The 18,372-nt window shown below is 74.1% G+C and carries 18 protein-coding genes and 2 tRNA genes; 13 read left to right on the top strand and 7 right to left on the bottom strand.

Going from position 1 to position 18,372, the window contains the following annotated elements:
* Position 1 precedes the first annotated feature (1 nt).
* Both FJQ57_RS15465 and FJQ57_RS15470 read left to right on the top strand, forming a co-directional pair.
* Positions 2-73, top strand: a tRNA-Gln gene (locus FJQ57_RS15465).
* A 77-nt stretch (positions 74-150) separates the two neighbouring features.
* A tRNA-Glu gene (locus tag FJQ57_RS15470) sits at positions 151-223 on the top strand.
* A 768-nt stretch (positions 224-991) separates the two neighbouring features.
* On the opposite strand, the gene FJQ57_RS15475 is transcribed toward FJQ57_RS15470, so the two are convergent.
* Entirely contained in the window at positions 992-2,191 is a 1,200-nt protein-coding gene (locus tag FJQ57_RS15475; RefSeq protein ID WP_170219459.1) for an LCP family protein, read from the bottom strand.
* Positions 2,192-2,293: 102 nt separating this feature from the next.
* On the opposite strand from FJQ57_RS15475, the gene FJQ57_RS15480 reads away from it, so the two are divergent.
* Together FJQ57_RS15480 and FJQ57_RS15485 are read left to right on the top strand one after the other, a co-directional pair.
* A complete protein-coding gene (locus FJQ57_RS15480) occupies positions 2,294-3,805 on the top strand; it encodes an AlkA N-terminal domain-containing protein (protein WP_139981846.1) in 1,512 nt (503 codons plus the stop codon).
* Positions 3,806-3,807: 2 nt separating this feature from the next.
* On the top strand, positions 3,808-4,293 hold the full coding sequence (locus FJQ57_RS15485) for a methylated-DNA--[protein]-cysteine S-methyltransferase (RefSeq protein WP_139981848.1): 486 nt from the start codon (positions 3,808-3,810) through the stop codon (positions 4,291-4,293).
* Positions 4,294-4,321: 28 nt separating this feature from the next.
* On the opposite strand, the gene FJQ57_RS15490 is transcribed toward FJQ57_RS15485, so the two are convergent.
* Complete coding sequence (locus tag FJQ57_RS15490; protein ID WP_091021586.1) at positions 4,322-5,044, bottom strand: IclR family transcriptional regulator; 723 nt, start codon at positions 5,042-5,044, stop codon at positions 4,322-4,324.
* A gap of 117 nt (positions 5,045-5,161) precedes the next feature.
* Here FJQ57_RS15490 and leuC point away from each other — a divergent pair, with 117 nt between their 5' ends.
* The 4 genes from leuC to FJQ57_RS15510 all read left to right on the top strand — a co-directional run bounded on the left by leuC (position 5,162) and on the right by FJQ57_RS15510 (position 9,059).
* Complete coding sequence (gene leuC / locus FJQ57_RS15495; RefSeq protein WP_139981850.1) at positions 5,162-6,568, top strand: 3-isopropylmalate dehydratase large subunit; 1,407 nt, start codon at positions 5,162-5,164, stop codon at positions 6,566-6,568.
* Positions 6,568-7,173 (top strand): 3-isopropylmalate dehydratase small subunit, encoded by a 606-nt coding sequence (leuD, locus tag FJQ57_RS15500; protein WP_139981852.1) that lies wholly within the window; start codon positions 6,568-6,570, stop codon positions 7,171-7,173. Before leuC ends, leuD begins: the two co-directional genes overlap by 1 nt.
* 130 nt (positions 7,174-7,303) lie before the next feature.
* Positions 7,304-8,125, top strand: a complete 822-nt coding sequence (locus FJQ57_RS15505) for an alpha/beta fold hydrolase (protein WP_211348959.1) — start codon at positions 7,304-7,306, stop codon at positions 8,123-8,125.
* Between the two features lie 166 nt (positions 8,126-8,291).
* Positions 8,292-9,059: an HU family DNA-binding protein gene (locus tag FJQ57_RS15510; protein WP_139981854.1), complete on the top strand. Its 768-nt coding sequence runs from the start codon at positions 8,292-8,294 to the stop codon at positions 9,057-9,059.
* An 84-nt stretch (positions 9,060-9,143) separates the two neighbouring features.
* Here FJQ57_RS15510 and cofC read toward each other — a convergent pair whose 3' ends face one another.
* Complete coding sequence (cofC, locus tag FJQ57_RS15515; protein ID WP_246081840.1) at positions 9,144-9,776, bottom strand: 2-phospho-L-lactate guanylyltransferase; 633 nt, start codon at positions 9,774-9,776, stop codon at positions 9,144-9,146.
* Between the two features lie 66 nt (positions 9,777-9,842).
* Between cofC and FJQ57_RS15520 the strand changes: the two genes are divergently transcribed.
* Both FJQ57_RS15520 and FJQ57_RS15525 read left to right on the top strand, forming a co-directional pair.
* A complete protein-coding gene (locus FJQ57_RS15520; protein ID WP_246081851.1) occupies positions 9,843-10,601 on the top strand; it encodes a lysophospholipid acyltransferase family protein in 759 nt (252 codons plus the stop codon).
* The gene (locus tag FJQ57_RS15525; protein ID WP_139981860.1) at positions 10,598-11,602 is read left to right on the top strand and encodes an NAD(P)H-dependent glycerol-3-phosphate dehydrogenase; all 1,005 of its coding nucleotides are present in this window, start codon (positions 10,598-10,600) and stop codon (positions 11,600-11,602) included. Before FJQ57_RS15520 ends, FJQ57_RS15525 begins: the two co-directional genes overlap by 4 nt.
* 6 nt (positions 11,603-11,608) lie before the next feature.
* On the opposite strand, the gene FJQ57_RS15530 is transcribed toward FJQ57_RS15525, so the two are convergent.
* Positions 11,609-12,709 (bottom strand): trans-sulfuration enzyme family protein, encoded by a 1,101-nt coding sequence (locus FJQ57_RS15530; protein WP_139981863.1) that lies wholly within the window; start codon positions 12,707-12,709, stop codon positions 11,609-11,611.
* Between the two features lie 23 nt (positions 12,710-12,732).
* Between FJQ57_RS15530 and FJQ57_RS15535 the strand changes: the two genes are divergently transcribed.
* A complete protein-coding gene (locus tag FJQ57_RS15535) occupies positions 12,733-13,863 on the top strand; it encodes a D-alanine--D-alanine ligase family protein (protein ID WP_139981866.1) in 1,131 nt (376 codons plus the stop codon).
* Positions 13,864-14,301: 438 nt separating this feature from the next.
* Here FJQ57_RS15535 and FJQ57_RS15540 read toward each other — a convergent pair whose 3' ends face one another.
* Positions 14,302-14,892 (bottom strand): DUF3515 domain-containing protein, encoded by a 591-nt coding sequence (locus tag FJQ57_RS15540; protein WP_139981868.1) that lies wholly within the window; start codon positions 14,890-14,892, stop codon positions 14,302-14,304.
* Positions 14,871-15,107 carry an Lrp/AsnC family transcriptional regulator gene (locus FJQ57_RS15545; protein ID WP_139981871.1) on the bottom strand — a complete coding sequence of 79 codons (237 nt, stop codon included), beginning with the start codon at positions 15,105-15,107 and terminating at the stop codon, positions 14,871-14,873. Before FJQ57_RS15545 ends, FJQ57_RS15540 begins: the two co-directional genes overlap by 22 nt.
* 144 nt (positions 15,108-15,251) lie before the next feature.
* Here FJQ57_RS15545 and FJQ57_RS15550 point away from each other — a divergent pair, with 144 nt between their 5' ends.
* Positions 15,252-16,217, top strand: coding sequence for a thiamine-phosphate kinase (locus FJQ57_RS15550; RefSeq protein ID WP_211348993.1), 966 nt, complete (start codon positions 15,252-15,254; stop codon positions 16,215-16,217).
* Positions 16,218-16,359: 142 nt separating this feature from the next.
* Here FJQ57_RS15550 and rpmB read toward each other — a convergent pair whose 3' ends face one another.
* Positions 16,360-16,545, bottom strand: coding sequence for a 50S ribosomal protein L28 (rpmB, locus tag FJQ57_RS15555; RefSeq protein ID WP_136570259.1), 186 nt, complete (start codon positions 16,543-16,545; stop codon positions 16,360-16,362).
* A gap of 147 nt (positions 16,546-16,692) precedes the next feature.
* On the opposite strand from rpmB, the gene FJQ57_RS15560 reads away from it, so the two are divergent.
* Positions 16,693-18,369, top strand: a complete 1,677-nt coding sequence (locus tag FJQ57_RS15560; RefSeq protein ID WP_139981876.1) for a DAK2 domain-containing protein — start codon at positions 16,693-16,695, stop codon at positions 18,367-18,369.
* Positions 18,370-18,372 lie beyond the last annotated feature (3 nt).

The raw sequence follows: 18,372 nt of genomic DNA on the forward strand, positions 1-18,372 counted from the left end.
GTGGGATATGGTGTAATTGGCAGCACGACTGATTCTGGTTCAGTTAGTCAAGGTTCGAGTCCTTGTATCCCAGCGAGATCGACGTCACCACGCGAGTGAGGACCTCGATTTGTTGCCCGGCCGAGAGGCCGGATAACGTTTCACCAGCACGCCCCCGTTGTGTAGCGGCCTAGCACGGCGCCCTCTCACGGCGTTAGCGCCGGTTCGAATCCGGTCGGGGGTACGCAACTCCGAGAGCCCCAGCCACCAGGCTGGGGCTCTCGTGCGTCCGGGCCCACGGTCGTCGAGGGAGGCGCGCTGGCGCCTGTCTCGAGCCCACGAGAGGCGCTGCGGTCAGTGGTCTGGAGACGGGACTTCGTCCCTCCTCGACCACCGTGTGGTGCCGGGCCACACGGTGGTCGAGGAAGGCGCCCTGGCGCCTGTCTCGAGACCACGAGAGCCGCTGCGGTCAGATGGCCTCGAGACGGGACTTCGTCCCTCCTCGACCACCGGGCCGGTGCGGTCAGGTGGTCTCGAGACGGGACTTCGTCCCTCCTCGACCACCGTGTGGTGCCGGGCCACACGGTGGTCGAGGAAGGCGCCCTGGCGCCTGTCTCGAGACCACGAGAGCCGCTGCGGTCAGATGGCCTCGAGACGGGACGCCGTGTCTCCTCGGCCACCGGGCCGGTGCGGTCAGGTGGTCTCGAGACGGGACTTCGTCCCTCCTCGACCACCGTGTGGTGCCGGGCCGCACGGTGGTCGAGGAAGGCGCCCTGGCGCCTGTCTCGAGACCACAAGAGCCGCTGCGGCCTGGTGGTCTCGAGACGGGACTTCGTCCCTCCTCGACCACCGTGGGGTGCCGGGCCGCACGGTGGTCGAGGAAGGCGCCCTGGCGCCTGTCTCGAGACCACAGCTGCCGCTGCGGTCGGGTGGCCTCGAGAGGGGACTCCGTCCCTCCTCGACCACGGTGGGGTGCCGGGCCGCACGGTGGTCGCGGACAGACCGGCCAGCCTCAGGCGCAGAGACCCGCCTGGCGGCGCTGCTCGGCCCGCTCGGCCCGGTTGTCGGCGTTGCCGCCCCCGTCGCCGCCGTTGCCGCCGGCCGACGGGTCGTCGTCCTGGCCCTCGGTGCCGACGCCGTCGTCGGCGCCGATGCTGTCGGCGCGGAAGTCCTTGCCGAGCTTCTGGTCCTGCGCGATGCGTCGCCACAGCCTGTCGGCGCTGTCGGCCCACACGAGGGTGACCTCGGGGTTGTCGGGGTCGGGCACGACCGGCACCGTGACGAACTTGATGGCCTCCAGGCCGGTGTCGCGGAACTCCATCGCCAGGTCGACCAGCTTGCCCACCGAGTCGAGGTCCTGGTCGACCCGGATCGAGGAGGTGACGGCGTTGACGAAGTCGATGACCTTCTTGGGCTGCGAGAGCGTGCCCGCCGAGCTGACCTTGCTGATCATGGAGGCGATGAAGGCCTGCTGGCGCTTCATCCGGCCCAGGTCGCCGGTGACCGAGAGCTTGTAGCGCTCGCGCACGTAGTTGAGCGCGTCGTCCCCGGTGAGGGTCTGGGTGCCGGCGTCGAAGAAGATGTCGTGCTCGGGGTCGTCGACCTCGAACGGGATGCACACCTCGACGCCGCCCACGGCGTCGACCATGTCCTTGAAGCCGCGGAAGTCGAGCACCAGGAAGTGGTCGATGTAGATGCCGGTGAGCTTCTCCACGGTCTGCACCGTGCACTGTGGGCCGCCGACGGAGAACGCGGTGTTGAACCGGACACCGTCCTCGCCCTCGATCTTCTTGCCGTCCACCCGGCACTCGGGCCGGTCGACGATCGCGTCGCGCGGCATGCTCACGCCGTAGGCGTTGGTGCGGTCGGCCGAGACGTGCACCAGGATCACGGTGTCGGAGCGCTGCGAGCCGTCGGCGTTCTCGCCGTCGATCCCGTTGCCCTCGCCGACGCGGGTGTCGGAGCCCATCACCAGGATGTTCATCGGCCCCTGCGGGCCGTCGTCGGCCGTCTCGGGCTTGTCGACCACGTGGGAGACGACGTCGCCCTCGTCGATGCGGTCGTTCCAGCTGCGGTGCACCCAGAAGACGCCGCTCGCGGTCAGCAGCGCGACCACGAGCTGGCTGGCCACGATGGTCGTCCAGACCGCTCGCCGGTGCGTCGGAGGCAGCGGGCGCGACGGGTCGTCGGCGGGCGGGGGCGCGTCGGTCACCCCCGCATCCTCCCAGAACAGCCGAAATCCGCCGCCGGACCAGGCCACGGCCGTGTCCGATTCCCGCCGGACCCACCGGTCGTGGGGCACCATGATGGAGCCATGGACCCGACGCACCGCCTCGACCCCGAGACCTGCTACGGCGCCCTGAAGTCCCGCGACCGGCGCTTCGACGGCGTCTTCTGGGTCGCGGTGCGGACCACCGGCATCTACTGCCGACCCTCCTGCCCGGCCCGCACGCCGGCGTACGCCAACGTGGACTTCCACCCGAGCCCGGCTTCGGCCCAGGCCGCCGGCTACCGCGCCTGCAAGCGGTGCCTGCCCGACGCGACGCCGGGCAGCCCCGACTGGGACGTCGCCGCCGACGTGGCCGGTCGGGCGATGCGGCTCGTCGCCGACGGCGTGGTCGACCGCGAGGGCGTCGACGGCCTGGCCGCCCGGATGGGCTACACCGCGCGCCACCTCGGCCGCGTCCTCACCGCCGAGCTCGGCGCCGGACCGCTCGCCCTGGCGCGGGCGCGGCGCGCCCAGACCGCCCGGGTGCTGCTGGAGACCACCGACCTGGGACACGCCGACGTGGCCTTCGCCGCGGGGTTCGCCAGCGTGCGGCAGTTCAACGACACCGTCCGCGAGGTGTACGCCGCCACGCCGACCGAGCTGCGCGGTCGCCGCCGCGGCACCTTGGTCGGGCCCACGACCGGCGCGGTGACGATGCGGCTCGCGGTGCGCACCCCGTTCGCCGGACGGGCGCTGCTCGACTTCCTGGCCTACCACGTCGTCGCGGGCGTCGAGGCGTCCGGACCGGGCTGGTACGCCCGCACCCTCGACCTGCCGCACGGTCCCGGCACCGTGCGCCTGACCATGGCCGACGAGCCCGAGCCGGGCCGGACGGCGTACGTCGAGGCCGAGCTGCGGCTGGCCGACCTGCGCGACACCGCCGCGGCCGTCGAGCGGTCGCGTCGGCTGCTCGACGCCGACTGCGACCCGGTCGCGGTGGGCGACCACTTCGTCGGCGACCCGGTGCTCGGGCCGCTCGTGCGGGCGGCGCCCGGGCTCCGGCTGCCCGGCCAGGTCGACGGCCCCGAGACCGCGATCCGCACCGTCATCGGCCAGCAGGTCAGCGTCACCGGCGCGCGCACGGTGACCCGGCGCATCGTCGAGGCGCACGGCCGCCGCGTCGAGACGGGCGTGCCCGGCCTGACCCACCTCTTCCCGACGCCCGAGGCACTGGCCGCGGCTGACCCCGAGACCCTGCCCATGCCCCGGGCCCGCGGCCGGGCGCTCGTCGGCCTCGCCGCCGCGCTGGCCGACGGCCGGGTCGCCCTCGACCGCGGCACCGACCGCGACGAGGTGCGCGCGGCGATGGTCGCGCTGCCCGGCATCGGGCCGTGGACCGCCGACTACACCGCGATGCGCGCGCTCGGCCACCCCGACCTGTTCCTGCCCACCGACCTCGGCGTCCGCAACGCCCTGCGCGGCCTGGGCCACGACCCCGCCGAGGTCGTCGCCCGCACCGACGCCTGGCGACCGTGGCGCTCCTACGCCCTGATGCACCTCTGGAACACCCTCATGCCCCCGGCCGCCCCCGGTGCCACCGCCCCCGAAGGAGCCTGACCATGTGGACCGTCATCGACTCGCCCATCGGTGAGCTGCGGCTCGTCGAGCGCGGCGGCGCCGTCATCGCCATCGAGTTCTCCCCGTTCACCGACGCGACCGCCGACGGCCGCCCGCGCGGCTCCCGGAAGGACGACCACCCGGTGCTCGTCGAGTGCGCGCACCAGCTGGCGGCGTACTTCGCGCGCGACCTCAAGGAGTTCGACCTGCCGCTGGCGCCCGGCGGCTCGGCGTTCCAGCAGCAGGTGTGGGCGCAGCTGCGACTGATCGACTACGGCCAGACCGCGACGTACGGCGAGGTGGCGCACCGCCTCGGCCGCACCAACGCCGCCTCGCGTGCCGTCGGCCTGGCCAACGGAAGCAACCCCATCCCGGTGGTCATCCCCTGCCACCGCGTCATCGGCGCCAACGGCACCCTCACCGGGTACGCCGGCGGCCTCGAGCGCAAGCAGCTGCTGCTCTCGCTGGAGCAGGACGCGCTGTTCTGATCGACCCGCGCCGACGGACGGGCGGGGCCTACTCGGCCGCAGCGCGGCGCAGCGACTCCGAGAGCCGCTCGGCGGCGGCGAGGACGGCGGGGGCGTGCATGCGGCCGGGCTGGCGGGAGAGCCGCTCGAGCGGGCCCGAGACCGAGACCGCGGCGATGATCTTGCCGCCGGGGGAGCGGACGGGGGCGGAGACCGACGCGACGCCCTGCTCCCGCTCGCCGACCGACTGCGCCCAGCCGCGGCGGCGGATGCCGGAGAGCGCGGCGGCGGAGAAGGCGGCGTTCTGCAGGCCCCGGTGCATGCGCTCGGGGTCCTCCCACGCGAGCAGCACCTGGGCGGCGGAGCCCGCGCGCATGGTCAGCTGCGAGCCGACCGGGATCGTGTCGCGCAGGCCGGAGGGGCGCTCGGCCGCCGCGACGCAGACACGGTGCTCGCCCTGGCGGCGCCACAGCTGGGCGGACTCGCCGGTGATGTCGCGCAGCCGGGCCAGCACGGGGCCGGCGGTGGCGAGCAGCCGGTCCTCGCCGGCGGCGGCGGAGAGCTCGGCGAGACGGGGACCGAGGACGAAGCGGCCCTGCATGTCGCGGGCCACGAGGCGGTGGTGCTCCAGGGCGACCGCGAGGCGGTGCGCGGTGGGACGGGCGAGGCCGGTCCCGGCGACCAGGCCGGCCAGGGTCGCGGGCCCGGACTCGAGGGCCGTGAGCACCAGGGCGGCCTTGTCGAGCACGCCCACGCCGCTGGAGTTGTCCATATACCGATACTCGCATCTCATTCCGTGGGACGCAAGCGTACGGTGGTGTGACGTGGCCCGGGAGATCCCCGGGGTCGCGAGCAGACCAGCGAGCAGCAGACCAGCGAGGAGAGCGCGATGGGCAGGACCCTGTCGGAGAAGGTGTGGGACGAGCACGTCGTCCGGTCGACCCCAGGGGAGCCCGACCTCCTCTACATCGACCTCCACCTCATCCACGAGGTGACCAGCCCGCAGGCCTTCGACGGCCTGCGCCTGAGCGGTCGCACGGTCCGCCGGTCCGACCTCACGCTGGCCACCGAGGACCACAACGTGCCCACGGTCGACTGGGACAAGCCCATCGCCGACCCGGTCTCGCGCACCCAGGTGGAGACGCTGCGTCGCAACGCCGAGGAGTTCGGGGTGCGCCTGCACCCGCTGGGCGACATCGAGCAGGGCATCGTGCACGTCGTCGGCCCGCAGCTCGGCCTGACCCAGCCCGGCATGACCATCGTGTGCGGCGACAGCCACACCAGCACCCACGGGGCGTTCGGCGCCATCGCCTTCGGCATCGGCACCTCCGAGGTCGAGCACGTGCTCGCCACCCAGACGCTCCCGCAGTCCAAGCCCAGGACCATGGCGGTGACCGTCAACGGCAGCCTCCCCGCGGGCGTCACGGCCAAGGACCTCGTGCTCACCCTCATCGCCCACACCGGCACCGGCGGCGGCCAGGGCTACATCGTGGAGTACCGCGGCCAGGCCATCGAGGAGCTCTCGATGGAGGGCCGGATGACCGTGTGCAACATGTCGATCGAGTGGGGCGCCAAGGCCGGCCTCATCGCCCCCGACCAGACGACCTTCGACTACATCGAGGGCCGGCCCGAGGCGCCGAAGGGCGCCGACTGGGACGCCGCGGTCGAGCACTGGGCGAGCCTGCGCACCGACGACGACGCGGTCTTCGACGAGGAGATCGTCCTCGACGCCTCGACCATGACGCCGTTCGTCACCTGGGGCACCAACCCGGGCCAGGGCGTGCCGCTCGGCGCGGCCGTGCCGAGCCCGGAGGACTTCGAGGAGGAGTCCGACCGCATCGCCGCCCAGAAGGCGCTGGAGTACATGGCTCTCGAGGCCGGCACGCCGATGCGCGAGGTCAAGGTCGACACCGTCTTCGTGGGCTCCTGCACCAACGGCCGCATCGAGGACCTCCGCCTCGCCGCGGAGATCGTCCGGGGCCGCCAGGTCGACGCCGACACCCGGCTGCTCGTCGTCCCCGGCTCGGTGCGCGTGCGCCTGCAGGCCGAGCAGGAGGGCCTCGACGTGGTCTTCAAGGAGGCCGGCGGCGAGTGGCGCGGTGCGGGCTGCTCGATGTGCCTCGGCATGAACCCCGACACCCTCGCCCCCGGCGAGCGCAGCGCGTCGACCTCCAACCGCAACTTCGAGGGTCGCCAGGGCAAGGGCGGGCGCACCCACCTGGTCTCGATCCCCGTCGCCGCCGCCACCGCTATCCGCGGCACCCTCTCCTCCCCGGCTGACCTGGAGGCCATCTGATGGACGCGTTCACCACCCACACCGGCGTCGGCGTGCCGCTGCGCCGCAGCAACGTCGACACCGACCAGATCATCCCCGCCGTCTACCTCAAGCGGGTCACGCGCGACGGGTTCGAGGACGGCCTGTTCGCCGCCTGGCGGGGCGACCCGTCGTTCGTGCTCAACAACGAGGCGTACGCCGGCGCGTCGGTCCTCGTGGCCGGGCCCGACTTCGGCACCGGCTCGTCGCGCGAGCACGCGGTGTGGGCGCTGCAGAACTACGGCTTCAAGGTCGTCATCTCGCCGCGCTTCGCCGACATCTTCCGCGGCAACTCCGGCAAGGCCGGGCTGCTGACGGCGAAGGTCGACGAGAAGGTCGTCCAACGCCTGTGGGACCTGCTCGAGGACCAGCCGGGCACCGCCGTCACCGTCGACCTCGAGTCGCGCACGGTCCGGGCCGGCGAGGGTCCCGACGCCATCGAGGACTCCTTCGACATCGACGACTACACGCGGTGGCGCCTGCTCGAGGGCCTCGACGACATCGGCATCACCCTGGGGCACGCCGACGACATCGCGGCCTTCGAGGCCGAGCGGCCGCGCTGGAAGCCGGTCACGCAGCGGGCCTGAGCCGCGGCGGGACGACGTGGTCGACCCGCGGGAGGTGTCTCACCCCCGCGGGTCTGTCGTCCCGTCCTCGTCCGTGAAATTGTCTTGTGCACAAGGCAATCACCCCCGCGCCGAGGAGAGGACCCATCCCGTGCCCGACATCACCAGCAACGGCATCACCCTCCACTACACCGACACCGGCGGCCACGGTCGTCCCGTCGTGCTGATCCACGGCTGGCCGCTGAGCGGCAAGTCCTGGGCCGACCAGGAGGCGGCCCTGACCGACGCCGGCTACCGCGCCATCGCCTACGACCGCCGCGGCTTCGGTGACTCCGACAAGCCGGAGTCGGGCTACGACTACGACACCTTCGCCGCCGACCTGGCCGGCCTCCTCGACGAGCTCGACCTGACCGACGTGACCCTGGTCGGCTTCTCCATGGGCGGCGGCGAGGTCGCCCGCTACCTCGGCACGTACGGCGACGCGCGGGTGCGCTCGGCCGTGCTGGCCGGCGCGGTGCCGCCGTACCTGCTCAAGACCGACGACAACCCCGACGGCGGCCTCGCCGAGGACGACGTGCAGGAGATGGAGAGCGGTGCTCGCGACAACCGCGAGGAGTTCCTCGACGGCTTCACCACCAACTTCTTCTCCGTCGACGGCGAGCTCAAGGTGAGCGAGGACCAGCGCCAGCAGGCCCTCGCCCTCGAGGCCCCGGCGCGTGACGAGGCCTTGGTCGGCTGCATCGGCGCGTTCGGCCGCACCGACTTCCGCGGCGACCTGGCCAAGATCGCGGTGCCGACGCTCGTCATCCATGGTGACGGCGACGCCGTCGTGCCGTTCGAGGTGAGCGGCAAGCGCTCCGCCGAGGCGATCTCGGACTCCGAGCTCGTGGTCGTGAGCGGTGCTCCGCACGGCTTCAACGTCTCGCACCGCGACGAGTTCAACGCCGCGCTGCTGGCCTTCCTCGGGCGCTGACGTCCACGACGTCGCCGCGCCGGACGCAGCGGGACCCGCTCAACGGCGGGCAAAAAACCCCCCAGCGCCCGGCGTGGCGATTGTGGCGCAGGCCACGAGTGCCTACGTTGACGAGGAAAGTCGGGCGTGGGCTCGGCGTCACATTCGTCTCCGGAAGGACGAGCACGTGAACAAGTCGCAGCTCATCGACGCGCTGGCCGACCGCTTCGAGGGCAACCGCAAGGCCGCGGCCCATGCCCTGGAGTCGGTGCTCGACACCATCACCCGCGAGGTCGCGAAGGGCGAGAAGGTCGCGATCACCGGCTTCGGTTCCTTCGAGAAGCGGGTCCGCGAGGCCCGGTGGGTCCGCAACCCTCAGACCGGCGAGAAGATCAAGGCCAAGAAGACCTCCGTGCCGAAGTTCACCGCCGGGGCCGACCTGAAGAACGTCGTCTCGGGTGCCAAGAAGCTGCCCAAGCTGACCATCGCCGCCGCGACCGCCCCGGCCAAGGCCGCCGCCGCCCCGGCCAAGAAGGCCGCCGCCGCGGCGAGCAAGGTCGCCTCGCCGGCCAAGAAGGCCACGGCGACGAAGGCCCCGGCCAAGAAGACCCCGGCCAAGAAGACCACGACGGCCTCCACGTCGACGGCCAGCGGGAGCACCGCCGCCACGAAGGCCCCGGCGAAGAAGGCCCCGGCCAAGAAGGCCCCGGCCAAGAAGACCTCGACGTCCACGGCGTCGAAGTCCACCGCGACGAAGTCCACCCCGTCGAAGTCGACCGCCTCCAAGTCGACCGCCTCGAAGTCGACGGCCTCGAAGTCGACGGCGTCGAAGTCCACGGCGAGCAAGAGCACCGCGGCCAAGAAGGCGCCGGCGAAGAAGTCCACCTCGACCGCCGCCAAGAAGGCCCCGGCCACGAAGGCCCCGGCCAAGAAGGCTCCCGCCAAGAAGGCCTGACCACCCCCGCACCTCGACGGGCCGTCCTCCTCCGGGTGGGCGGCCCGTCGCCGTGCCCGGACCGCGGCGGCCGTCGAGGTCGCGCTAGCGACCGCCTCGAGACCACAGCGCCGCAGCGGCCGCGGCCGTCCGGGGCCCGAGGCCGAGCAGGGACGCCGCGCGCAGGTCGTCGAGGTCGTCGACGTCGCGGCGCAGGGTCGCCAGCTCGCCGCGCACCGGGAGCGCGCCGCCGAGGCGGTGCGCCGTCGCGGAGTCGGCCCCGAACGCCGGGTCGAACTCGTCGTACGGCGCGGTGTACATCGTGGTCCCGGTGCCGTCGGCGTCCCCGACGTACGACGGCCCGCCCGGTACCAGCGCGGCCAGCGCCGCGTCGAGGTCGGCCGGGTCGAGTGCGGGCAGGTCGGCGAGGAGCGCGACCGGCTGGCGGTCGGGCCAGCGGCGGCGCGCCTCGGCGGCGGCCTGGAGCAGCGCGCCGTTGAGCCCGTCGCCGGCGTCGGGCACGGTCGCGCACCCGGCCGCGGCCAGCAGCCCGGCGAGCGCGGCGTCGTCGGTGACGGCCAGCACGGCCTCGACGGCCGAGGCCCGGAGGCAGGCGGCGGCGGTGTCGAGCGCGAACGCCTCGGCGAGCCCGCGGCGCTGGTCGTCGGGCACGCCGCGCAGCCGTGACTTGCCCCGGGCCGGCGGCTTGGCCGGCAGGACCACGACGTACGGACGCACCTGCCGATCCAAGCAGGTGTGCCCAGGAGCGTGGACCTCCGGCCGAGTAGCCTGCGCGGTGTGAGAGTGCGCACGTTGCAGGAGCCGAGGGGCTGGCCGTTCGTCGTCGGGGCTGCGATCCTCAAGCCGCTGTTCTTCCTCACCACCAAGCCGCACTGGGTCGACGGCACCAAGATCCCCGCCACCGGTGGCTGCGTGCTGGTCATCAACCACCTCTCGCACGTCGACCCGCTCACCGCCGCCCACTTCTGCTACGACCACGGCCGGCTGCCGCGCTACCTCGCCAAGTCGGGCCTGTTCCGCAACCGCGTCCTGGGCCACTTCCTGCGCAGCGCCCGGCAGATCCCCGTCGAACGGGCCAGCAGCACCGCCGTCGGGGCGTACGACGCCGCGGTGGCCGCGGTGCGCGCGGGGGAGTGCGTCGTGGTCTACCCCGAGGGCACGATCACCCGCGACCCCGACCTCTGGCCGATGCGGGGCAAGACCGGCGCCGCGCGGATCGCGCTCGAGACGGGCTGCCCGGTCATCCCGATCGGCCAGTGGGGTGCGCAGGAGCTGCTGCCGCCGTACAGCACGAAGCCGCGCCCGATCCCGCGCAAGACGATCCACGTGCTCGTCGGCGACCCCGTCGACCTCGCCGACCTCGAGGGACGTCCGCGCTCGGCAGCGACGCTCACCGAGGCCACCGAGCGGATCATGGCCGCGATCACCGCGCTGGTGGAGGAGGTCCGCGGGGAGCGGGCCCCGGCCGAGCGGTTCGACCCTCGCCGGGCCGGCGTGGCCGAGCTCGGCAACCCCCACGGCGACGAGAGGTCGGCCTCGTGAGCGGCAAGGTCGCGGTGCTCAGCGCCGGCTCCTGGGGCACCGCCTTCTCCATCGTGCTCGCCGACGGCGGCAACGACGTGACCCTGTGGGCGCGCCGCGAGGAGGTCGTGGCCGACATCGTCGAGCGGCGCGAGAACGCCGAGTACCTCCCCGGCGTGCAGCTGCCCCCGTCGGTCGACGCGACCGCCGACGTGGAGAAGGCGCTGCACGGCGCGGACGTCGTCGTGCTGTCGATGCCCTCCCAGCTGCTGCGGCCCACCCTGGAGGGCTGGGCGCCGTTCATCGAGCCCGACGCCGTGATCGTCTCGCTCATGAAGGGCGTCGAGCTCGGCACGCTCAACCGGATGAGCGAGGTCGTCCACCAGGTCACCGGCGCCGGGCCCGAGCGGATCGCCGTGGTCAGCGGGCCCAACCTGGCCAAGGAGATCGCCCGCCGCGAGCCCGCCGCCGCCGTCGTGGCGTGCGAGGACGAGGACGTCGCCAAGATGCTCCAGCGACGCATCCACTCCCCGGCCTTCCGCCCCTACACCAGCGTCGACGTGCTGGGCTGCGAGCTCGGCGGCGCCTACAAGAACGTCGTCGGCCTCGCGGTCGGCATGGCGGTGGGCCTGGGGTTCGGCGACAACACCACGGCCGGCGTCATCACCCGCGGCCTCGCCGAGACCGCGCGCCTGGCGATGCGGCTCGGCGCCAACCCGCTGACCCTCATGGGCCTGGCCGGCCTCGGCGACCTCGTCGCCACCTGTTCCTCGCCCCTGTCGCGCAACCGCACCTTCGGCGAGAAGCTCGGCCAGGGCCTGACCACCGAGGAGATCTACGCCTCGACCCGCCAGGTCGCCGAGGGGGCCAAGTCGTGCTCCTCGCTGCGGGCGCTCGCCGACCGGCACGGCTGCGACGCCCCCGTGGCGGCGTACGTCGACGACGTGGTCGCCGGCCGGATGACGGCCCCCGAGATGGTCGAGGCGATCCTGGCCCGCGACACCAAGGCGGAGATGGAGTAGCGCGCGTCAGGCGGTGCCGCCGGGCAGCGCGGCGATCGCGTCGAGGGCGGCGGCGAGGTCGACCCAGAGGTCCTCGACGTCCTCGATGCCGACCGAGAGCCGCACCAGGCCCTCGGGGATCGTGGCGGCCTCGGTCTTCCAGCGCCGGCGCCGCTCGAACGTCGACTCGACCCCGCCCAGCGAGGTGGCGTGGACCCACAGCGAGGTGCTGCGGCACAGCAGGTCGGCGGCGAGCGCGTTGTCGAGCACCATCGCCACGATGCCGCCGAACCCGGGGTAGCGGACCTCGGCCACGGCGCGGTGGGCCCGCAGCCGCTCGACCAGGACCTCGGCGTTGGCCTGGGCGCGCTCGACCCGCAGGTGCAGGGTGCGCAGGCCGCGCAGGGCCAGCCAGGTCTCGAACGCGCCGGGCACCGACCCGGTCAGCGACCGCCGGCCCTGCAGGACGCCGTGCAGCTCCTCGTCGCGGGTCACCACGGCGCCGAGCAGGAGGTCGCTGTGCCCGGCGAGGTACTTGGTCGCCGAGTGCAGCACGATGTCGACCCCGTGCTCGAGCGGTCGCTGCAGCAGGGGCGTGGCGAAGGTGTTGTCGACGACGACGTAGGCCCCGGCGGCGTGGGCGGCGCGGGTGATCGTCTCGACGTCGGCGACCTCCAGAGCGGGGTTGGTCGGCGTCTCGATCCACACCAGCGCGGCGCCCTCGCAGGCCGCGACCACGGCGTCGGTGTCCTCGATGTCGACCAGCTCGCCGACGAGGCGGCCGCGGGCCTCGAGGTCGGCCAGCGCCATCACGCTGCCCAGGTAGGCGTGGCGGGGGAGGACGACCTTGGCGCCCTGGCCGACGAGGTCGAGCACGCAGCCGACGGCGGCCATGCCGCTGGCGAAGGACAGGCAGCGCCCGCCCTCGAGCCCGCCCAGCACGTCCTCGAACGCGGTCCACGACGGGTTGCCGTAGCGGCCGTACTCGAGGTCGCCGCCCGCGACGTACGTCGAGGCCATGGTGATCGGCACGTTGAGCGGCTCGTCGGGCTCGCGGGGTGGGCGACCCGCCGTGACGGCCACCGTGGCCGGCGTCAGGGGGCGCGTCGGGTGGGGCTGGTCGGACATGCTGTCGAGGATAGGGTCGGCGGGTGTCCGGCACCCCCAGGCCCACCTCCCGGCCCCGCGTCGCCGTCGTCTTCGGTGGCCGCTCCAGCGAGCACGCCATCTCGTGCGTCTCCGCGGGCAGCGTGCTCGCCGCCCTCGACCCCGCCAAGTACGACGTCGTGCCGGTCGGCATCGCCCGCGACGGCCGCTGGGTGCTCGAGTCGGGCGACCCGGAGCGGCTGCGCATCACCGGCCCCGACGTGCTGCCCGCCGTCGACGGCGACCGCACCACGGTCTCGCTGGCCCGTGTCGAGGGAGGCACCGGCCTCGTCGTGTCCGACCCGAGCGCGCCGCCGCGCACCCTGGGCGAGGTCGACGTGGTCTTCCCGGTGCTGCACGGCGCCTGGGGCGAGGACGGCACGGTCCAGGGGATGCTCGAGATGGCCGGGGTCCGCTACGTCGGCGCCGGCGTGCTCGCCTCGGCCGTGAGCATGGACAAGGCGTTCATGAAGGTCGTCCTGGCCGACGCCGGCCTGCCCCTGCAGCCGAGCGTGGTGGTCACCACCCGGTCCTGGGCCGCCGACCCCGACGACGTGCGCCGGCGTACCGAGGGGCTCGGGTGGCCGGTCTTCGTGAAGCCGGCCCGGGGCGGGTCGAGCTTCGGCATCTCCAAGGTGCACGACGTCGCGGGCCTGGCCGACGCGCTGGCCACCGCCTTCGAGCACGACCCCAAGGTGCTCGTGGAGGCCTCGGCCGAGGGCGCCCGCGAGGTGGAGTGCGGCGTGCTGCAGGCCCTCGACGGCACGCCGGAGACGAGCGTGGTCGCCGAGCTGCGGATCACCGGCGACCACGAGTTCTACGACTTCGAGGCCAAGTACCTGCCCGAGGAGTCCACCGAGCTCGACGTGCCCGCCGACCTGCCCGCCGAGGTCTCCGGCCGCATCCGAGCCCTGGCCGCGCGGGCGTTCGACGCCGTCGGCGCGGAGGGCCTGGCCCGCGTCGACTTCTTCGTGCTGCCCGACGGGTCGGTCGTGCTCAACGAGATCAACACGATGCCGGGGTTCACGCCGCTGTCGATGTACCCGCGCATGTGGGCCGCCACCGGCGTCGACTACCCGGCGCTCGTCGACCGGCTCGTGCAGCTGGCGCTCGCGCGCGACACCGGCCTGCGCTAGGCGGTCAGCGCCCGGCCCGGACGCCCACGGGACTGGCGGCCGTACCCACGGTGGTCGAGGAAGGACGGAGTCCTGTCTCGAGACCACGCACCGCTGCCGTCGCGTGGTCTCGAGACAGGCGCCAGGGCGCCTTCCTCGACCACCGGGTGGCCCGGTCGGGCAAGGAACGCGTCGCTGTCTCGCGACCACGAGACCGCAGCCGTGGTGTGGTCTCGAGACAGGTTCCAGGGCGCCCTCATCGACCACCGTGCGGCCCGGTCGGGCAAGGAACGCGTCGCTGTCTCGGGGCCACGACACCGCAGCCGGCCGGACCCACGGTGGTCGAGGAAGGACGGAGTCCTGTCTCGAGACCACGCACCGCAGCCGTCGGGTGGTCCGCAGCCAGGCGCCGGGGCGCCTTCCTCGACCGCCGGGTGGCCCGGTGCCGGCGCGTGGGGCTCAGCCCTCGCAGCGCTGCTCGAGGGTGAGGTGCTCCTCGACCAGCCCGGAGAGCTGGCCGAGTGCGCCGGCGGTCACGTCGTCGCCGATGTTCTGGTCCTGGGGCCGGTAGTCGGCCGGGACGCGCAGCTCGACCACGGGGCGGTAGCCCGGTGCGGCCAGGCGCAGGTCGGTGGTAGGGTCGGCGTCGCTCCCGTCGGGGACGTACCACCCGACCCCGTCCACCTCGTCGCAGCGCGAGGTCTGGTCGAACCCCTCCGGCAGCGGCACGCCGCAGGTCACGGTGATCGGCGGGTCGCCGTACGCCGCGCCGAGCGCGTCGGCCGGCTCCACCTCGACCCGCTCCTGGTCGGCCAGGGTGTCGGGGAGGTCGGCGGTGAACGCCTCGCACGCGGCGCGGCCGGCGGCGTCGAGGTCGGTCGAGGTGATCTCGGGCGGCCCGCTGCACGCGCCGAGGACCACGGCGGCGGCGACGGCGGCGACGGCGGTGAGGCCCGGCCCGAGCGCGGGCGCGCGGACGCCCCGGGCCCAGCGGGCTCCGGGGCGTCGCGACGGCGTCGAGCGGACGCTCAGATGTGGACGACCGGGCACGTCAGGGTGCGGGTGATGCCCTCGAGGTTCTGGACCTTGGAGACGACCAGCTTGCCGAGCTCGTCGACGTTGCGGGCCTCGGCGCGCACGATCACGTCGTAGGGGCCGGTGACGTCCTCGGCGAGGGTGACGCCCTTGACCTGCGCGATGGCCTTCGCGACCTCGGCGGCCTTGCCGACGTCGGTCTGGATGAGGATGTAGGCCTGGACGACCATGCGTGCGCTCCTTTGCGACGGCGTGCGGATCGACCGGAGAGGTCTGGCGCCCAACCTATCGCGGCTCGTCACCGCGGCGACACCCGGCGCCGCGGGGACGTCGTCCCCGTCTGGTGGGATGGGTCCATGGCCCCGACGACCCCGCTGCCGCCCGACGCGACCCTGGCCGACGCCGGCGAGTTCGGGTTGATCTCCCGCCTCGTCGAGCTGTTCCCCCAGGGCGAGCAGGTGCTCGTCGGGCCCGGTGACGACGCTGCCGTGCTGCGCGTCAGGGGCGGCCACGTCGTGGTCTCGACCGACCTCATGGTCGAGGGGCGCCACTTCCGTCGCGACTGGTCCTCGGCCGAGGACGTCGGCCACCGTGCCGCCGCCCAGAACCTCTCCGACATCAACGCCATGGGCGGTCGCGCCACGGCGCTGACCGTGGGGCTGGCCGCCCCGGCCGACCTGCCGGTCGCCTGGGCGCTCGACCTGGCCCGCGGGTTCGCCGCCGAGTGCGCGCTCGTCGGCGCCTCCGTGGTCGGTGGCGACCTGACCCGCGCCGACGAGGTCGTCGTCGCCGTCACGGTGCTCGGCGCCTGCACCCGGGCCCCGGTCCTGCGCTCGGGCGCCCGCCCGGGCCACGTCGTCGCCCTCCGTGGCCGCCAGGGCTGGGCCGCCGGCGGGCTCGCGGTGCTCGGTCGCGGCTTCCGCTCGCCCCGGGCCCTGGTGGAGGCCTACCGCCGCCCCGAGCCGCCGTACGACGACGGGCGGGTGGCCGCCGAGGCCGGTGCCACCGCGATGATCGACGTCTCCGACGGCCTGCTCGCCGACCTCGGCCACGTGGCCGAGGACTCCGGCGTCGCGATCGACCTCTGCTCCGCGGCCTTCGAGCTCGCCGAGCCCCTGCAGGCCGTCGGCGCCGCCCTGGGGGTCGACCCGCTCTCGCTCGTGCTCGGCGGCGGCGACGACCACCCGCTGGTGGCGACCTTTCCCGACGCCGCCTCGGTGCCCGCCGGCTGGCGGGTCGTCGGGGAGGTGCTGGCCGACGGCGCTCCCGGCGCGGTCGCCGGCACCGTCACCGTCGACGGCTCGGCGTGGGACGGCGAGGCGGGGTGGACGCACTTCTGAGGGGAAAGGGTCTCGTTGATGGATCCTGAGGTCCACCACCCACGTGGTGGATCTCGGGGCCGGACGCACGACGGCCGCCGCCCCGAGGGGACGACGGCCGTGCCGGCGCGCCGGTGGTGCCGGCGGCGCAGGGGTCAGGGGGTCAGCGGCTGACCTTGCCGGCCTTGAGGCAGCCGGTGCACACGTTGAGGCGCTTGGGGGTGCCGTTGACCGTCGCGCGGACCCGCTGGATGTTGGGGTCGAAGCGGCGCTTGGTGATCTTGCGCGACCACGGCCGGTTGTTGCCGAAGGTCGGCTTCTTGGCGCAGATGTCGCAGACGGCAGCCACGGTGAATCTCCTGGATCGGGTGCGGGGTACAGAACAGAACGATGATCGGGTGCTCGGGCCGAGACGCGCCGGGCAACTGCACGAGGATATCCGAGCCGCGCCCCGCCGCCGAATCCGCGGCCGGACGCCCTTAGGCTCCCTCCCACTATGGAGCAGGCACCGGCGAGCGGCCGCATCGAGCTGCCCGTCGTGCTCCGGTTCGTCGACGTGGCCGTCGACGCGCTGGCCGCGGCCCGCGAGGAGATCGACGCCCTCAACGTCTACCCCGTGCCCGACGGCGACACCGGCACCAACATGTTCCTCACCGTCTCCGCCGCCCGCGACGCGCTGCGCCAGGCCGTCGACGCGGCCGCGGCCGCCGGCCACCCGCCCGAGCGCGACCGGTCGCTGCACGCCCTGGCCCGCGGCGCCCTGCTCGGCGCGCGCGGCAACTCCGGGGTGATCCTCAGCGAGATGCTCGGCGCCGTCGCTCGGCGCATCGCCCGCGCCACGCCCGAGGAGCCCAACGCCACCGTCATGGCCGAGGCGCTGCACGAGGCCACCGAGGCCAGCTACCGCGCGGTGGGCGAGCCCGTCGAGGGCACGATGCTCACCGTCTCCCGCGCCGCCTCCGACGCCGCCCGGGCCCGCGCCGGCGAGGGTGGCGCGCGGGCCCGCGACGTGTTTGCGGTCGCCGCCCGCGCGGCCCGCGACGCCCTGGCCCGCACGCCGGAGCAGCTGCCCGTCCTGCGCCACGCCGGCGTCGTCGACGCCGGCGGCCGGGGGCTCAGCGTCGTGCTCGACGCGGCCGAGACGGTGCTGACCGGCCGACGCCCGGTCGAGCCGGCGCGCCCCGCCCGCCCCCACCCGCCGGTGCTGCCGCACGCGCCCGGCGCCGACCTCGCGCCCGGCGGGCCGGCGTACGAGGTGATGTACCTGCTCGACGCCGACGACGACGAGCGGGTGCGACGGCTGCGCGACAAGCTGGCCACCCTCGGCGACTCCCTGGTCGTCGTCGGCGGCGAGGGCCTGTGGAACGTCCACGTGCACGTCGACGACGTCGGCGCCGCGATCGAGGCCGGCATCGAGGCCGGGCGGCCCCACCGGGTGCGGGTCACCCACTTCGCCGAGCAGGTCGAGCAGGCCGGCCACCGCCGCGCCGAGGGCGCCCCGACGGCCCCCGACGGGCGGCGGGTCGTCGCCGTCGCGGCGGGGCCGGGCCTGGCCGCGGTGTTCCGCGAGGCCGGCGCGGTGGTCGTCGAGGGCGGGCCCGGACGGCGTCCCTCCACGGGCGAGGTGCTCGACGCGGTCGTGGCCGCGGGCGCCGGTGAGGTGGTCGTGCTGCCCAACGACGCCGACTCGGTGCGCGCGGCCCGCATCGCGGCCAGCACGGCCGAGGCCGACCACGGGCTCCGCGTCGCGGTGGTGCCGACGACGGCCCAGGTGCAGGGCCTGGCGGCGATGGCGGTCCACGAGCCGGGCCGCAGCTTCGACCAGGACGTGCTCGAGATGACCGCCACGGCGCGGCACGCCCGCCACGGCGCGGTGACGGTCTCGGCCCGCAAGGCGCTGACCATGGCCGGCTGGTGCGAGCCCGGCGACGTGCTCGGGGTCATCGAGGGTGACTTCGTCGTCGTCGGGGGCGACCTCCACGACGTCGCCACCACCGTGCTCGACCGGCTGCTGGCCGGCGGCGGCGAGCTGGTCACGCTCGTCGCGGGGGAGGGCGCGGTCGACCTCGCCGAGCGGTCCGCGGCCTGGCTCGACGCGGCGCACCCGACCGTCGACGTCGTCGTCTACGACGGCGGCCAGGAGCGCTACCCGCTGCTGTTGTCGGTGGAGTGAGGC

The organism is Nocardioides litoris (assembly GCF_006346315.1).
GTDB lineage: Bacteria > Actinomycetota > Actinomycetes > Propionibacteriales > Nocardioidaceae > Nocardioides > Nocardioides litoris.

What these genes read in the sequence shown, in the direction of transcription:
- FJQ57_RS15480 (WP_139981846.1), top strand. Translation starts at nt 2,294, where the DNA reads ATGGACCCGACGCACCGCCTCGACCCCGAGACCTGCTACGGCGCCCTG.
- FJQ57_RS15485 (WP_139981848.1), top strand. Translation starts at nt 3,808, where the DNA reads ATGTGGACCGTCATCGACTCGCCCATCGGTGAGCTGCGGCTCGTCGAG.
- FJQ57_RS15490 (WP_091021586.1), bottom strand. Translation starts at nt 5,044, where the DNA reads ATGGACAACTCCAGCGGCGTGGGCGTGCTCGACAAGGCCGCCCTGGTG.
- leuC (WP_139981850.1), top strand. Translation starts at nt 5,162, where the DNA reads ATGGGCAGGACCCTGTCGGAGAAGGTGTGGGACGAGCACGTCGTCCGG.
- leuD (WP_139981852.1), top strand. Translation starts at nt 6,568, where the DNA reads ATGGACGCGTTCACCACCCACACCGGCGTCGGCGTGCCGCTGCGCCGC.
- FJQ57_RS15530 (WP_139981863.1), bottom strand. Translation starts at nt 12,709, where the DNA reads ATGTCCGACCAGCCCCACCCGACGCGCCCCCTGACGCCGGCCACGGTG.
- FJQ57_RS15545 (WP_139981871.1), bottom strand. Translation starts at nt 15,107, where the DNA reads ATGGTCGTCCAGGCCTACATCCTCATCCAGACCGACGTCGGCAAGGCC.
- FJQ57_RS15560 (WP_139981876.1), top strand. Translation starts at nt 16,693, where the DNA reads ATGGAGCAGGCACCGGCGAGCGGCCGCATCGAGCTGCCCGTCGTGCTC.